We start from the raw sequence: 14,111 nt of genomic DNA, 5'->3' as shown, positions 1-14,111 counted from the left end.
AATGCCTCACGGAGCACCGGCCGTCAAGACTCGCGCAACCGAAACCGCCTACGACGCCATCGAAACCATGATCGCCACGCTCAAGCTCGAGCCGAACCAACCCATCGTCGAGAGTGAGCTGATCCAGATTACCGGACTGGGGCGCACACCCATCCGCGAGGCGCTGATGCAGCTCGTGGCCAGCGGCCTGATCGAACAGCAGCCCCGCAGGGGCCTGCGGGTCAGCGAGATCCGCATCGCCGAGCACCTGACGCTGATCGAAACCCGCCGCGTCCTTGAGCGCCTCATCGCCGTCGCGTCGGCCAAGCGCGCCACCCGAGGCCAGCGCGACGCCCTGCTGAACTGCGCACGCGACATGGTGGAAAGCGCCCGCCAGGGCGACCTGGCGGGCTACATGGACGCCGACCAAGCCCTGGACCGCGTGAACCACGAGGCCTGTCGCAATCCATATGCCGTGCAGGCCATCGTGCCCATGATCATCCAATGCCGGCGTTTCTGGTATGCCTTCCAGCATGAGGGCGACCTGGAGCGCGGCGCCGCCTGTCACCTGATGCTGGCCGAAGGCATCTTCAACGGCGACGCGACCGCCGCCTCGGACGGTGCCGATGCCCTGATGGACAGCCTGGCCGCGTTCACCCATCGGGTCATAGAAATCTAATCGGTCCTGCAAACACAGAGGCCCGCACGTCTTGGCGTGCGGGCCTCTGTGTTTGCAAGCGCCGGGCCATGGGCCCGGCTATTTATTTCGGCTACTGCCCGTACAGCATCCATGGCAGCCACAGCCCCATGACCGGAAAGAGGATGATCAAGGCCACACCGACCATCTGCATGGCGACAAATGGGAGGGACGCCGTATAAATATCCGCAAGGCGAATGTCCGGCGGCGTGACGCCCTTGAGATAGAACAGCGACAGGCCGAATGGCGGCGTCAGATAGGCCGCCTGCAGCAGTGTCATGAAAATGATGGCCCACCACAGAGGATCGAACCCAAGCTGCACAATAATGGGAGACACGATGGGCGCCGCCAGCAGGATGATCGCCATGGTTTCCAGGAACATGCCCAGCACGAATATAAAGGCCACAAAGAGCAGCAAGACACCCCATTTGCCGCCCGGCATGTTCATGGCCATATTGGTGATGACCTGATTGCCGCCGATGCCCGCGAACACGGAACTGAAGCTGGCGGCGCCCCCCACCATCCAGGCGATCATGCTGGACACCTTGAGCGTCTCGAACATGGTGTCCCTGAGCATGCGAAACTTGAAGCGCCCGGTGATGATGCTGAACAAGACGGCGCCGAACGCCCCGAAGCCCGCCCCTTCCGTCGGGGTCGCCATGCCGGACAGAATGGAGCCCACGGTTCCCACGATCAGGATGCCCGGCAGGATCAGGACACGCAGCGAGATGAATTTTTCCTTCCAGCTCACCGTCTTGTCAGCGGGCAGCGCGGGGCAAAAGTCCTTTTGTATATAGGCGCGAACCAGGATATAGATGCTGAACAAGGCCACCAGCAGCAGGCCGGCGCTGACGCCCGCGGCAAACAGCTTGCCCACCGACACGTTGCTGACGGCGCAATAGATGATCATGACCAGCGACGGCGGTATGATCTGGCCCAACGTGCCGCCCGCCAGGATCGAGCCCATGTTGACGCCGCGGTCGTAGCCGTATTTGGCCATCTGCGGCAAGGCAATGACACCCAGGCCGATCACGCCGGCGGCGACGACACCCGATACCGCGCCGATCAGGGCGCCGGCAAAGATCGTCGCAATCGCCAAGCCCCCCCTGAATGCGGATCCCGACCACTTGTAAAAACAATCGTACATGTCGGCGACGAGGTCGGATTTCTCCATGATCATTGCCATGAATATGAACAGCGGCACGGCGACGAGCGGGAAGTTATTCATCATCCCCCATATCGACATGATCGTCGTATTCAGGGCCGGAGTGCCCCACAGAAAATAGGTGAAGCCTATCGCCACCGCATACAGGCCGAAAGAAATATGCATGCCCAGAACCAGCACCCCGAGCAGTGCCACGAACATGAACAATGAAATCGTATTGCCATCCATAGCTGAAAATTCCCCCAGGTGCCTTATTGGTCTTTACTCTTGATCGTCCGCATGCACTCGACCAGCGCCTGCAGGGCCAGCAAGCTGGCGGAGAATGGAATGAACCACTTGTACCACCAGATCTGGGGGTTGAATGGGGTTTGCAGGGACGAGTATTCAAGCCTGAGGGTCGAGGCCCAGGCCGCCTTGCCGCCAAAATAGGTCAGCACGAGGCAGACGGCGATGATGATGACGAAACTGAGGATGTCCAGGCGCCGGTTCATGGCCGGCCCCAGATAATGCGTGATCACGTCGACCCTCACGTGCGCCTTGTACTTCAAAGTGTACGCGCCGCCCACCATGACCATGATGCCGTTCATGAACATGGACATTTCAAACGCCCAGTCCACCACGATATTGAAAAAAAACCTGATCAGGGTTGAATAGACGATCGTCAGGATCAGGGGGATGATCAGATACGCGACAATCCGCCCGGAATATTCCGACAGACCGTCGACCGCTTGGATGAATTTATTCATTTGGATGCCTGTCTTTAGAAAGTGCGCCTAAAGCACGCGCGTCGAAACTTCGTGACGAATTTGAACCGGAAAGGCTGTCTGCGGGCCGTTGCGCAGACCCGTTTACTCAGGCGTGATCTTGTTGTTTGCAAGCAAGCGATTGAAAATGTTCTGGAGGTTGTCCCTCACATGACCCTCGCAGCCAGTGTCCTTTAGATACTGGTAGGTCATGGCATTCAAGCCGCCCGGGGTCGACACGTGCTCGATGCCATGGTCGATCCCATCCGCGGTCGCCCCGTAAACCTCCGAGAATAGTATTCTGGCGTAGCTATCCGCCCGTTTCGGATCGATGCCGGCGGCGGCCATCCAGTCTGCGGCAACCTTCCCGACCATCATGACGGCGGACAAGATCCCGGTGGTCGACCAGAGCGTCAGGAACTCTTTTTCGCTTGAGGTTGGAAACAGATGGTTGTGTTGTCCGAACAGCAACTCCGCCGATGCGCTGTGGGGATACATGGGCAAGGTTTGTTGTCCGCCCGCGATAGCCGGCAGGGCCAGCAAGCGGCACACACTACCGGCGCCTTGGGTCAGCGCCTGGAGTTCCGTGTGGCTGATTTCGGCGATGGCGCTGATGATGTGATGCCGCGCCTCGAATTTGAGGGTCGGCAGCAGTTGGCGCGCCACATCGGGCAGCAAGGCAAGGATCACATAATCGCACTCGTCGATCATCTGTTCCGGATCGGTCGGCTGGACGCGCGAGTCCTGCTTGACCAGATTTTCCACTCGCCCGGCATTTCGCCGGCTGACGCGAAGGGAGCTTATCCCCGGGTGCAGGAGGACCGCCTTTGCCAGCGCCTCCCCCAGCCGGCCGATTCCCAGTATGCCTACCGTGATTTCAGTCATATAAGCTCCCTTGCGCTACCCAAAAGATCCAACCTTACTTGGCGGTCAAGGTTTCCGCCAGTTCCGTATAGCCAAGATCAGTCAGGACTTGGGCATAGGTCTTGAGGTATTCGGCCGCCTCGGGGCTCTTTTGAGCGAACTCAAGCATGACCTTGGCGCCGATCTTGCGCGCTTCCAGCACGTCGGCCTCGGGCAGCTGGATGATCTGTACACCACCCGCAAGCCATTCGTTCTTGGCCTTTTGATTGCCGATGTCATAATTGATCGCAGACAGGTACCGTGCCTGGTCCCTGCAGGCGTAGACCACGCCCCTGAGATCATCGGGCAGCTTCTCCCAGGCATCGGGATTGACGATCAGCTCTTTGTCATCGGTGGCACCGGTATGCAGGACGGGCTCGATGACGTACTTGCTGACCTCATGGAAGCCCATCTCTTTGTTGACGAGCCAGTCATTGTATTCGGCCATGTCGACGGTGCCGAGCTGCAGCGCCTGGTAAATCTCGGTCCCCGTGAGGGTGACCGCCGAGGCGCCCAGCGCCGTGTAGTAGCTGGCGCCGATGCCACCCGCGCGAACCTTCTTGCCCTTGAAGTCCTCCAGGCTGCGCACTTCGACCACGGAGTTCAGTATTTCAGCCGGACCGAAGTCGAACGCACCCAGGCTCTTGACGCCTTCCTTTTCATAGGCGGCTGCGACGATGGGCTCGAGCTTTTCGGCGCGATAGAAGTTTTCGCTGAACGAATTGATGGGATCGCCCGGGCGGCTGCCGGCCAGGGCAAAGACGGGGTTCTTGCCCGCCCAGTATCCGGACCAGATCATCCCCATTTGCACGACCCCATTGCGCACGGCGTCCAGGCTTTCGCTGACCGGATGCAGCACGCCGCCGCCGAAGACCTGGATGTTCATCCGGCCGCCGGATGCCGCGCTGACGCATTCGGCAAACGGCTTGACCGTGCCATCGAAGCGGGCGGTCCCCGGCAGTTGGTGGCTCACGGCGCGCCAGTTCACTTCCTGGGACACCGCGCTGCCAGAGTACAGGCCCGTCGCCAGAAACAAGGTGGCCGCAATGCCGGTCAAACGAAACGACTGCTTGATTTTCATCGTTTTCTCCCTTTCGGATTTTTCAATTCTTCAAAAATTCTTTTATGACTGAGAACGCCCTACTGCACCGAGCACAGACCATGGCCGGCGTCGATTCAGACTAGCATATTGGAAATATATGTACAACATATTAGGTATAAACACCTAGCCCGCGTCGCGAGCGTCATCCGTGTTTTGAAAACGGGCAGGCGCGCCCTAAAAGCCGAGGCCGTCCCAGCACAGCTTGATGCCGGTCAGGAACAGGAAGGCATACAGGACGCGGAAGAAAACCTGGGGATCCATGCGCTCATGCAGCCAGGCGCCGAGCTTGACCCCCACCACAGCCAGCGGCGCGAGCACCAGCGAGGTGGACAGGTTGCGCACGTCCAGTTCACCCAGCAGGGCGTAGGGCAGCAGCTTGGCGTAATTGACCACCGCGAAGTAGATCGTCGCGGTGCCCACCAGCACGGCGCGATCGAGCCCGCGCGGCAACAGGTAGATCATGATGGGCGGCCCGCCCGCATGGGCCATGAAGCTCGTGAACCCGGACAGCCCGGACCAGATCGTCGCGCTGGCCGCATCGGGCAGGCGCAGCGGCGCCCGCAGGCGGCCCTTGAGCCAATGGTTCAGGGTGAATGCCAGGGCCAGCCCGCCCACCATCAGCTTGAGCATGGCCTCGCTGACGAAATGAAAGCTCAGCGAACCGAGCAGGATCCCGATGAGCGCGCCGGGCAGCAGGCGCAGCAGCAAGGCGCGATCACAGCGATGGGCCCAGATGCGAAATCCCGTGACATCCATGACGCACAGAATGGGCAGCATGATGCCGGCCGCCTGCATCGGCGAGATCACCAGGGCCATCAACGGCACGGCCAGCATGCCCAGGCCGCCGGCAAAGCCGCCCTTGGATATGCCCGCCAGCAGCACAGCCGGCACGGCCAGCAGATAAAACAGAGGGTCCAGGACGGGCAGCATCGGACAGGCGGCACGAGTCGATCAAGCCGCCATCGTAGCCCGAAATCCCCGGGGTGCCCGCCCCCGGGGCGGGCGACCTACTGGTTGACCAGGTATTCGACCTTCTTGCGCAGTTCCGGATCGCGCTGGACGGCGCGGCTGATTCCGTTGTATTCGTCGACACTCATGCCGTCGGCCTCGACCTGAGCCACCATGTGCCGGTCCGCCTCGGCACGCACCGCCTGGCGTTCCGGCTCGGTCGTAGCGGCCTGCAACTGCGGTTGATACTCGGCGGCCACGGCGCTGACCTTCTTGACCGCGCCCGCATAGCGACGCAGCTGGTCGTCGGTCGGCCGGTCGATGACATCCTGGGTCGCGGCGGTGCTCGCGCCGACCCCATCCTGCGCCACGGCGATCGGGCCGGCCAGACCCAACGCAATCACCGAAGCGCCCAGAAATGCTTTCATGCCCTGGTTCATGACACCTCCTGAGGCAGATTGACAATGCTTCCATGATGGTTCAGGCACACCCCCGTCTCAAGTTTCGCTGTGTGTGATCCTGTATCGGCATGCCACGGCCGCAGGCTCGGGACAAGGCCGCGGCCGAGGGCTACACTGCATGGATCGACACTTCCGGACGGGGCATGGGATGGACAAGGAGTTCTGGCAGCAGCGCTGGCACCAAGGCCAGATCGGCTTTCACCAGTCCCGGGTCATGCCGCTGCTGCAAAAGCACTGGCCCGCGCTGGGCCTGCCGGCGGACAGCCGCGTACTGGTCCCGCTGGCCGGAAAATCCCTGGACGTGGCCTGGCTGGCCCAGCAAGGCCATCACGTGCTGGCCATCGAAATCTCGGCGATCGCCGTCGAACAATTCTTTGCCGAACAGAGGCTGGCGCCCTCGATTCGCGATTCCGTGCTGGGGCGCCACTACAGCGCCGGACGCATCGAGTTCATCTGCGGCGATGTCTTCGACCTGGATGCCGCGACCCTGGCCGAATGCGGCGGCTGCTACGACCGGGCGGCGCTGATTGCGCTGCCCTCCGACATGCGGCGGCACTACGCCGACCATGTCTATGGCGGCCTGCCGAACGGCTGCCGCGGGCTGCTGCTGACGCTGGATTACGCGCAGGCCCGGATGGACGGCCCGCCGTTTGCCGTCGGCGAGGACGAAGTCCATCGACTGTACACGCCGGACTGGCGCATCGACAGGCTCGAGACCCGCAGCATTCTCGAACAAGAACCGCGCTTTGCCGAACGGGGGCTCGATCGCCTGGATACGTCGGTCTATCGGCTGACCGCCCAGCGCACACCATCGGCCGGCCGCGCGGCCGGGTCCCACGCCGCCCACACGGCGGTCCCTCCCTTTCCTTGATATCCCCATGGCATTGCTCATCACTGGCGGCGCCGGCTACATCGGCTCGCACACCGTCGTCGAACTCCTGGAGGCGGGGCACGAAACCATCGTGCTGGACAACCTCGCCAACAGTTCACGGGCCTCCCTGCGGCGCGTGGCCCGGATCACCGGCCGCACGCCGCAACTGGTCGAGGGCGACGTGCGCGACGCGCGCCTGCTGGACCGCATCTTCGCCCAGCACCCGATCGAGGCGGTCGTGCATTTCGCCGGCCTCAAGGCCGTGGGCGAGAGCGTCCGCCGTCCCCTGGACTACTATGACAACAACGTCGGCGGCAGCATCGCGCTGTGCCAGGCCATGGCGCGCGCCGGGGTTTACCGCCTCGCATTCAGTTCGTCGGCGACCGTCTACGGCGATCCCGCCCGGATGCCGATCTCCGAGGCCTGCCCGATCGGCGTCCCGACCAATCCCTATGGCCAATCCAAGCGCATGGTCGAGGACCTGCTGCGCGACCTGGCGGCCTCCGACCCACGCTGGTCGATCGCGCTGCTGCGCTACTTCAATCCGGTGGGCGCCCATCCCAGCGGCCTGATCGGCGAGGATCCCGAAGGTATTCCCAACAACCTGCTGCCCTACATCGCCCAGGTCGCCGTCGGCCGGCTCGAGCGCCTCGCCGTGTTCGGCGACGACTACCCCACGCCCGACGGCACGGGCGTGCGCGACTACATCCATGTGGTCGACCTGGCGCGCGGCCACGTCGCCGCCCTGGACTTCCTCGCCGCGCATCCCGGCATCCACGCCTGGAACCTCGGAACCGGCACGGGTTATTCGGTGCTGCAGATGATCGAGGCCTTCGAGCGCGCCTCGGGGCGGCCCGTGCCCTACGAGATCGCCCCGCGCCGGCCCGGCGACGTGGCCCAGTGCTGGTCGGATCCCGCCAAGGCCGGGCGCGAACTGGGCTGGCGGGCGGGGCTCGGCCTGGACCGGATGATGGAGGACGCCTGGCGCTGGCAATCCCGTCATCCGACCGGCTATCCCAAGGACGACGAACCCACATCCACAAGCCAGGAGCCATCATGAGCCTGTTGCAAGGAAGAATCGCAATCGTCACCGGCGCCGGCAGCGGCTTCGGCGAAGGCATCGCCCGCGCCTTTGCGCGCGAAGGCGCGCACGTGGTGCTGGCCGACATACGCCCCGAGGGCATCCGGCGCATCGCCGACGAACTCGAGGAACAAGCCCTGCCCCTGTTGTGCGACGTCAGCCGGGCCGACGAGGTCGACCGCATGATCGAGGATGCCGTGCGATCCTTCGGCACGCCCGACATCCTGGTCAACAATGCGGGCATCACCCATCGCAACCAGCCCATGCTGGACGTGGACGAGGACACCTTCGACCGGATCTACGCCGTGAACGTCAAATCGATCTACCTGACGGCACGCGCGCTGGTTCCGCGCCTGCGGGCGCGCGGCACGGGCGGCTGCATCATCAACGTCAGCTCGACGGCCGGCATCCGCCCGCGGCCGGGCCTCACCTGGTACAACGGCACCAAAGGCGCGGTCAACACCTTGACCCGGTCCATGGCCCTGGAACTGGGCCCGGATCGCATCCGGGTCAACGCCATCCTGCCCGTGCTGGGCGCCACAGGCCTCACCGAGGCCTTCATGGGCATGCCCGACACCCCCGAAAACCGTGAACGCTTCCTGGCGACGATTCCGCTGGGGCGCCTGTCCACCGCCGCGGACATCGCCGGCGCGGCGGTCTACCTGGCCTCGGACGCGGCCTCGATGGTGACCGGCGTCGAATTGCCGGTGGACGGCGGGCGCACCGCGTGAGGCCTCGCCTTAAAAAGGATACTCGCGCGGCGAGGTCTGGACCGTGACCCAGCGCAATTCGGTAAAGGCCTCGATGCCGGCCTTGCCGCCAAAGCGGCCATACCCGCTGTCCTTGACGCCGCCGAACGGCATCTGCGGCTCGTCGTGGACCGTGGGGCCATTGACGTGGCAGATGCCCGACTGCACCCGGCCGGCCACGCGCAGGGCCCGCGCCACGTCCGCGCCGATCACCGCGGCCGACAGGCCATAGGCGCTGTCGTTGGCGCAGGCGACCGCCGCGTCCTCGTCCGCCACGCGCACGATGGCCTTGACCGGGGCGAAGGTCTCCTCGCCATAGATCCGCATGTCCGCCGTGACACGGTCCAGCAGCGTCGCCGGCATCAGCGTGTCGTCGGACTTGCCGCCGCACAACAGCGTGGCGCCCTTGGCCAGTGCATCGTCGATCATCTCGTTGCAGCGATGCACGGTGGCCATGTCCACCACTGATCCCAGCACGACCGGCCCCTGACGCGGATCCCCCACCGGCAGTGCGCTGGCCTTTTCGGCCAGGCGCGCCACGAAGGCATCGGCGATGCGTTCGTCGACGATGATGCGCTCGGTCGACATGCAGATCTGCCCCGAGTTGGCGAAGGCCCCGAAGGCGGCGGCATTGACGGCGACGTCCAGGTCGGCATCATCCAGCACCACCAGCGGCGCCTTGCCGCCCAGTTCGAGCACGACGGGCTTGAGATGCTCGGCGCACAGCTTGGCGATGATCCGCCCGACCCGGGTCGAGCCGGTGAAATTCACGCGGCGCGTCGCCGGATGCGCGACCAGGGCTTCGACCACCGCCGCCGCATCCGAGGGCGCATTGGTGATGAAGTTCACCACTCCGTCGGGCAGGCCGGCCTCTTGCAGGGCCTCGATGATCAGGCCATGCGTGGCCGGGCACATTTCCGAGCCTTTCAGCACCACGGTATTGCCGCAAGCCAGCGGCGCCGCGACGGCGCGCACGCCCAGGATGACGGGCGCGTTCCACGGCGCCATGCCGACCACCACGCCGGCGGGCACGCGCAGCCCCATGGCCAGATTGCCGGGCACGTCCGAAGGAATCACCTCGCCGCCGACCTGCGTGGTCAGGCCCGCGGCCTCGCGCAGCATGCCGGCGGCCAGCTGGACGTTGAAACCCGCCCACATGGCCGAGGCGCCGGTCTCGGCCGCCATGGCATCGGCAAAAGCCGACGACTTGGCCTCGAGGGCGTCGGCGGCGCGGGCGAGCAGGTCGCGCCGCCGCCCCGGCCCGGTGCGGGACCACTCGACAAAGGCGGCGGCCGCGGCCTCGACCGCGGCGCGGGCATCCGCTGGCGTGGCGGCCGGCGCCGTGGTGGCCACGGCGCCATCGAGGGGATTGCGCCGCTCGAAGGTCCCGCCTCCGGCGGCCTGGCGGCCTTGGCCGCCGATCAATAATGAAATCGTACCCATGGCGTACTCCTGGACAATGAAGGGAAACCCGGCACCAGCCTACATCAATTCCGACCCGCGCCGCTCGTCCGTGCCCGGAGCGCCACCCGAGGCGTTCGCGGAAAGTTCATCGTTCATGCATAAAGAACGGCCGCGGGGTGCCGTTGACCCGTGGAGGCAACAGGCCGACCCACTCCACGAGGATGACATGAGGAACATCAAGATCGGTACCCGGCTCGCGCTGGGCTTCGGATTCATCATCATTTTGCTCGTCATCATGTCCGGCATCGGATTGTGGCGCATGATGGACGGCACCGCATCCAACGTGAACCTGGAGGGCCGCCAGAAGGCCAACGCACTGATCCTGCAATGGGCGCGCCAGGTCGAGGTCAACGCCAACCAGGCCCTGGCCGCGGCCAACCTGACCAACCCCGACGTGCTGGCCGTGTTCAAGCAAGGCCTGCAGACGTCCGACGAACGGGGCGCGCAAATCCGCAAAGAACTCGAACCCCTGCTCCAGCAGCCCGAGGCGGCCGCCCTCTACCAGCAGGTCCTCCAGACCCAGAATACCTATGTCGAGGGGCGGACACAGGCCTTCGAAAATCTCGACCACGGGGAATACGCCAAGGCGGACACTTTCTTCAACAAGGAAATGCCCCTGCTCACCCAGCAGTACATCACCGAGATCGACAAGCTCAGCGCGTTCCAGAACCGATACGTCCACGAATTGTTCCTCACCTCGCAGGAAGCCAACCGCCTGGGCATGATCATCCTGGGCGCCGCCACGCTGCTGGCGCTGCTGCTGGGGCCGCTGTTCGCCTGGCGCGTGACACGCTCGATCACCCGGCCCCTGCACCATGCCGTGGGCGTGGCCGAGGCCGTGGCCAAGCGCAACCTCGACCAGCACGTCGACCCCCGGGGCAAGGATGAATTGGCCAGCCTCGAACACGCCCTGCGCAGCATGGTGCGCGGTCTCAACGACACCGTCGGCGAGGTGCGCAGCGGCGCCAACTCCATCGCCTCGGCCGCCGCCCAGATCACCTCCGGCAACCTGGATCTGTCCTCGCGCACCGAGCAGCAGGCCAGCTCCCTGGCCCAGACCGCCGCCACCATGGAGGAACTCACCGCCACCGTGCGCCAGAACGCCGACAACGCCCAGCAGGCCAACACCCTGGCCAGCTCGGCCTCGCACATCGCCACCGAGGGCGGCAGCGTCGTCGCCCAGGTCGTCAAGACCATGGCCCAGATCAACACCACCTCCCAGCAGGTCGCCGACATCATCGGCGTGATCGACAGCATCGCCTTCCAGACCAACATCCTGGCATTGAATGCCGCTGTCGAGGCCGCGCGCGCCGGCGAGCAAGGCCGCGGCTTCGCCGTGGTGGCCTCCGAGGTGCGGGCGCTGGCCCAGCGCAGCGCCTCGGCGGCCAAGGAAATCAAGGCGCTGATCGACGCTTCGGTCTCGGCCACCGCCGCGGGCAACGAGCAGGCCGCCCAGGCCGGCAAGACCATGGAGGAGGTGGTGGCGGGCATCAACCGCGTCACCGATATCATGGGCGAGATCAGCGCGGCCAACCGCGAGCAGACCACCGGCATCGAGGAGGTCAACGCGGCCGTCACCCAAATGGACGACGTCACGCGCCAGAACGCGAGCCTGGTCGAGCAATCCGCCGCGGCGGCCACCAGCCTGCAGGAGCAGGCCGACGCGCTGGCGCGGCTGGTGGCCACCTTCCATCTCAGCGGCCAGGCCGCGGGGCCGACCGCCCAGGCCGAACCCGCCGACCCGGCCGCCGCCGCCCAGCCCGCGCGCCTGCCCACCCCACCCGAGAAAGTCGTCAGCCCGCCGCCGCAGCGCCCCAAGCCCGCGCCCGCCGCACCTGCCAAGGCGCAGCCGCCGGTCGCCCTGCGCGCCCCGGCGCCTTCGACGGAAGAATGGACGGAATTCTGATTACAATCCAGTCACGTGCCCTTTCCCGGAGAACACCGTGGCTGCTCGACACCTCGTCATCGCCCTCGCCCTGCTGGGCGCCCTCGGCATCCAGCCGGCCCTCGCACAGGTCAAGGTCGGCGTGGTCGCCTCGGCCACCGGGCCCACCGCCCTGGTCGGCATCCCCCAAAAGAACACCGTGCCGCTGCTGCCCACCAAGGCCGGCGACCTGGATATCCAGTACATCGCCCTGGACGATGCCAGCGATCCGACGCAAACGGTCACGGCGTTCAAGAAACTCATCAACGAGGACAAGGTCGACGCCTTGATCGGGCCGACCGGTTCGCCCAACTCCATGAGCGTGCTGCAGTTCGCCGCGGAATCCGGCACGCCGATGCTGGCGCCCGTGGGCGCCGCCTCCATCGTGCTGCCGATGGACGATCAAAAGAAATGGGCGTTCAAGACCACGCAGAACACCGACATCATCGCCCGGGCGCTGGTCGAGGACATGGTCCGCCGCGGCATCAAGACCGTCGGTTTCATCGGTTTCGGCGATGCCTACGGCGACGACTGGCATCGGGTGTTCAGCGCGCTCGCCGCCCGGAACCACCTGGATCTGATCGCCTCCGAGCGCTATCAGCGCTCGGACAGCTCGGTCACGGGACAGGCGCTGAAGCTGCTCGCCGCCCGGCCCGACGCCATCCTCGTCGCGGGCACGGGGGCGGCGGCCGCGCTGCCGCAGACCACACTCAAGCAACAGGGCTACCAGGGCCTGTTCTACCAGACGCACGGCGCCGCGCTGCCGGCCTTCCTGAAACTCGGCGGCCAGGCGGTCGAAGGCACCATCCTCGCTGCCGGCCTGATGCTGGTGCTGCCCGAGGTGCCCGACAGCAACCCGTCCAAGGCCATCGCGCAGGACTACATCCAGCGCTACGAGGCGATGTACGGCGAACGCCCCGCGACCTTCGGCGCCAACGTGTATGACGCCGGCCTGCTGCTGCAGCACGCTCTCCCGATCGCGGCCCGGTCCGCTCAACCGGGCACCCCGGAATTCCGCGCCGCCCTGCGCGATGCGCTGGAGCACACCCGCGAACTGGTGGCCACGCAGGGCGTCTACAACATGAGCCCCGAGGATCACAGCGGATTCGACGAGCGCGGCCGCGAGCTCATCACCGTCAAGAACGGGGCCTGGACGCTGCTGAAATGATGGCGGGCCGGGCGGTGCCGCCCGGTCGCCGTGCGGGCGGCCTCAGCCGCCCAGCGCGTCGAGTTTCTTTTGCAGGGCCGCCAGCGGCAGCGCACCGTTGATCCGCGACCCGTCCGCAAAGAACAAGGCGGGTGTGCCCTGGACATTGAGTTTGCGGCCCAGGGCGAGGGTTTCCCGGATGGGCGTCTCGCACTGCGCCGTGGCCGGGACCTTGCCATCCAGCATCCAATCCTTCCAGGCCTGCGCCGGATCGTCGGCGCACCAGATGTCGCGCGCCTTGGTCGTCGAGTCGGGCGCGAGGATCGGGAACAGGAAGGTATAGACCGTCACATCGTCCACGTCGCGCAATGTCCGGTGCAGCTGCTTGCAATAGCCGCAATTCGGATCCTCGAACACCGCGACCTGCCGCGAACCGTCGCCCTTGACCTGCTTGATCGCCTTGTCCAGCGGCAGGCTGTCGAAAGCCACCTGCTGCAGCACCTCGACACGCTCGGCCGTCAGGTCCCTGCGCGCCCGGGCATCGATCAGCGAGCCCTGCAGCACATAGTTGGCATCGGCATCGGTATAGAGCAGGTCCATGCCCACCTGGACCTCGTATATTCCGGCCAGGGGGGTGGCGCGCACCAGGGTCACCTGGATGCCCGGGAACCGCGCCTCGAAATGCTGACGGACCGACTGCGCCTCGGCGGGTTCGAGAGCGGCCGTGCTCAGGACCTTGTCCCCCGAACGCTGTGATGCCGCCTCGGTCGATGCCTGCGCATCCTGGGTGCGGGTCACCTGGTCGGCCGACTGCGCCGCGGCCTGCGCGCTGAACGCCAGCAGCACGGCCGGCAACAAGAAAGAAACTCGCATGATG

The 14,111-nt window shown here is 65.4% G+C and carries 14 protein-coding genes; 6 read left to right on the top strand and 8 right to left on the bottom strand.

The window, feature by feature from the left end; genetic code table 11:
- Position 1: 1 nt before the first annotated feature.
- Positions 2 to 658: a GntR family transcriptional regulator gene (locus OOZ48_RS15970; RefSeq protein WP_269499814.1), complete on the top strand. Its 657-nt coding sequence runs from the start codon at positions 2 to 4 to the stop codon at positions 656 to 658.
- A gap of 91 nt (positions 659 to 749) precedes the next feature.
- On the opposite strand, the gene OOZ48_RS15965 is transcribed toward OOZ48_RS15970, so the two are convergent.
- From OOZ48_RS15965 to OOZ48_RS15940, 6 genes are all read right to left on the bottom strand, one after another.
- The gene (locus tag OOZ48_RS15965) at positions 750 to 2,042 is read right to left on the bottom strand and encodes a TRAP transporter large permease (protein ID WP_269499813.1); all 1,293 of its coding nucleotides are present in this window, start codon (positions 2,040 to 2,042) and stop codon (positions 750 to 752) included.
- 50 nt (positions 2,043 to 2,092) lie between these two features.
- Positions 2,093 to 2,587: a TRAP transporter small permease subunit gene (locus OOZ48_RS15960; RefSeq protein WP_269499812.1), complete on the bottom strand. Its 495-nt coding sequence runs from the start codon at positions 2,585 to 2,587 to the stop codon at positions 2,093 to 2,095.
- 102 nt (positions 2,588 to 2,689) lie between these two features.
- Complete coding sequence (locus tag OOZ48_RS15955) at positions 2,690 to 3,469, bottom strand: NAD(P)-binding domain-containing protein (RefSeq protein WP_269499811.1); 780 nt, start codon at positions 3,467 to 3,469, stop codon at positions 2,690 to 2,692.
- A gap of 34 nt (positions 3,470 to 3,503) precedes the next feature.
- Positions 3,504 to 4,568 (bottom strand): TRAP transporter substrate-binding protein DctP, encoded by a 1,065-nt coding sequence (dctP, locus tag OOZ48_RS15950; protein ID WP_269499810.1) that lies wholly within the window; start codon positions 4,566 to 4,568, stop codon positions 3,504 to 3,506.
- Positions 4,569 to 4,763: 195 nt separating this feature from the next.
- Positions 4,764 to 5,519 carry a sulfite exporter TauE/SafE family protein gene (locus tag OOZ48_RS15945; protein ID WP_269499809.1) on the bottom strand — a complete coding sequence of 252 codons (756 nt, stop codon included), beginning with the start codon at positions 5,517 to 5,519 and terminating at the stop codon, positions 4,764 to 4,766.
- Positions 5,520 to 5,596: 77 nt separating this feature from the next.
- Positions 5,597 to 5,965, bottom strand: a complete 369-nt coding sequence (locus tag OOZ48_RS15940; RefSeq protein ID WP_269499808.1) for a DUF4168 domain-containing protein — start codon at positions 5,963 to 5,965, stop codon at positions 5,597 to 5,599.
- 181 nt (positions 5,966 to 6,146) lie between these two features.
- Here OOZ48_RS15940 and OOZ48_RS15935 point away from each other — a divergent pair, with 181 nt between their 5' ends.
- From OOZ48_RS15935 to OOZ48_RS15925, 3 genes are read left to right on the top strand one after another with little or no spacing between them, the layout of a single operon-like run.
- Positions 6,147 to 6,869, top strand: coding sequence for a thiopurine S-methyltransferase (locus OOZ48_RS15935; protein ID WP_269499807.1), 723 nt, complete (start codon positions 6,147 to 6,149; stop codon positions 6,867 to 6,869).
- 7 nt (positions 6,870 to 6,876) lie between these two features.
- On the top strand, positions 6,877 to 7,929 hold the full coding sequence (galE, locus tag OOZ48_RS15930) for a UDP-glucose 4-epimerase GalE (protein ID WP_269499806.1): 1,053 nt from the start codon (positions 6,877 to 6,879) through the stop codon (positions 7,927 to 7,929).
- A complete protein-coding gene (locus OOZ48_RS15925) occupies positions 7,926 to 8,681 on the top strand; it encodes an SDR family oxidoreductase (protein WP_269499805.1) in 756 nt (251 codons plus the stop codon). Before galE ends, OOZ48_RS15925 begins: the two co-directional genes overlap by 4 nt.
- Positions 8,682 to 8,690: 9 nt before the next feature.
- Here the strand turns inward: OOZ48_RS15925 and OOZ48_RS15920 are convergent, their stop codons facing one another.
- A complete protein-coding gene (locus tag OOZ48_RS15920) occupies positions 8,691 to 10,142 on the bottom strand; it encodes an aldehyde dehydrogenase (RefSeq protein WP_269499804.1) in 1,452 nt (483 codons plus the stop codon).
- Between the two features lie 187 nt (positions 10,143 to 10,329).
- Between OOZ48_RS15920 and OOZ48_RS15915 the strand changes: the two genes are divergently transcribed.
- Both OOZ48_RS15915 and OOZ48_RS15910 read left to right on the top strand, forming a co-directional pair.
- Positions 10,330 to 12,069: a methyl-accepting chemotaxis protein gene (locus OOZ48_RS15915; protein WP_269499803.1), complete on the top strand. Its 1,740-nt coding sequence runs from the start codon at positions 10,330 to 10,332 to the stop codon at positions 12,067 to 12,069.
- 37 nt (positions 12,070 to 12,106) lie between these two features.
- Complete coding sequence (locus OOZ48_RS15910; RefSeq protein ID WP_269499802.1) at positions 12,107 to 13,255, top strand: ABC transporter substrate-binding protein; 1,149 nt, start codon at positions 12,107 to 12,109, stop codon at positions 13,253 to 13,255.
- A gap of 42 nt (positions 13,256 to 13,297) precedes the next feature.
- Here OOZ48_RS15910 and OOZ48_RS15905 read toward each other — a convergent pair whose 3' ends face one another.
- Positions 13,298 to 14,107 (bottom strand): DsbC family protein, encoded by an 810-nt coding sequence (locus tag OOZ48_RS15905; protein WP_269499801.1) that lies wholly within the window; start codon positions 14,105 to 14,107, stop codon positions 13,298 to 13,300.
- Between the last annotated feature and the right edge of the window lie 4 nt (positions 14,108 to 14,111).

Origin of the sequence: Castellaniella sp. S9, from assembly GCF_027257175.1 — a bacterium.
Lineage (GTDB): Bacteria > Pseudomonadota > Gammaproteobacteria > Burkholderiales > Burkholderiaceae_B > Castellaniella.
This window is presented reverse-complemented; position numbering and strand designations above follow the sequence as displayed.

What these genes read in the sequence shown, in the direction of transcription:
- OOZ48_RS15920 (WP_269499804.1), bottom strand. Translation starts at nt 10,142, where the DNA reads ATGGGTACGATTTCATTATTGATCGGCGGCCAAGGCCGCCAGGCCGCC.
- dctP (WP_269499810.1), bottom strand. Translation starts at nt 4,568, where the DNA reads ATGAAAATCAAGCAGTCGTTTCGTTTGACCGGCATTGCGGCCACCTTG.
- OOZ48_RS15940 (WP_269499808.1), bottom strand. Translation starts at nt 5,965, where the DNA reads ATGAAAGCATTTCTGGGCGCTTCGGTGATTGCGTTGGGTCTGGCCGGC.
- galE (WP_269499806.1), top strand. Translation starts at nt 6,877, where the DNA reads ATGGCATTGCTCATCACTGGCGGCGCCGGCTACATCGGCTCGCACACC.
- OOZ48_RS15960 (WP_269499812.1), bottom strand. Translation starts at nt 2,587, where the DNA reads ATGAATAAATTCATCCAAGCGGTCGACGGTCTGTCGGAATATTCCGGG.
- OOZ48_RS15965 (WP_269499813.1), bottom strand. Translation starts at nt 2,042, where the DNA reads ATGTTCGTGGCACTGCTCGGGGTGCTGGTTCTGGGCATGCATATTTCT.
- OOZ48_RS15915 (WP_269499803.1), top strand. Translation starts at nt 10,330, where the DNA reads ATGAGGAACATCAAGATCGGTACCCGGCTCGCGCTGGGCTTCGGATTC.
- OOZ48_RS15955 (WP_269499811.1), bottom strand. Translation starts at nt 3,469, where the DNA reads ATGACTGAAATCACGGTAGGCATACTGGGAATCGGCCGGCTGGGGGAG.
- OOZ48_RS15970 (WP_269499814.1), top strand. Translation starts at nt 2, where the DNA reads ATGCCTCACGGAGCACCGGCCGTCAAGACTCGCGCAACCGAAACCGCC.
- OOZ48_RS15905 (WP_269499801.1), bottom strand. Translation starts at nt 14,107, where the DNA reads ATGCGAGTTTCTTTCTTGTTGCCGGCCGTGCTGCTGGCGTTCAGCGCG.
- OOZ48_RS15945 (WP_269499809.1), bottom strand. Translation starts at nt 5,519, where the DNA reads ATGCTGCCCGTCCTGGACCCTCTGTTTTATCTGCTGGCCGTGCCGGCT.
- OOZ48_RS15935 (WP_269499807.1), top strand. Translation starts at nt 6,147, where the DNA reads ATGGACAAGGAGTTCTGGCAGCAGCGCTGGCACCAAGGCCAGATCGGC.
- OOZ48_RS15925 (WP_269499805.1), top strand. Translation starts at nt 7,926, where the DNA reads ATGAGCCTGTTGCAAGGAAGAATCGCAATCGTCACCGGCGCCGGCAGC.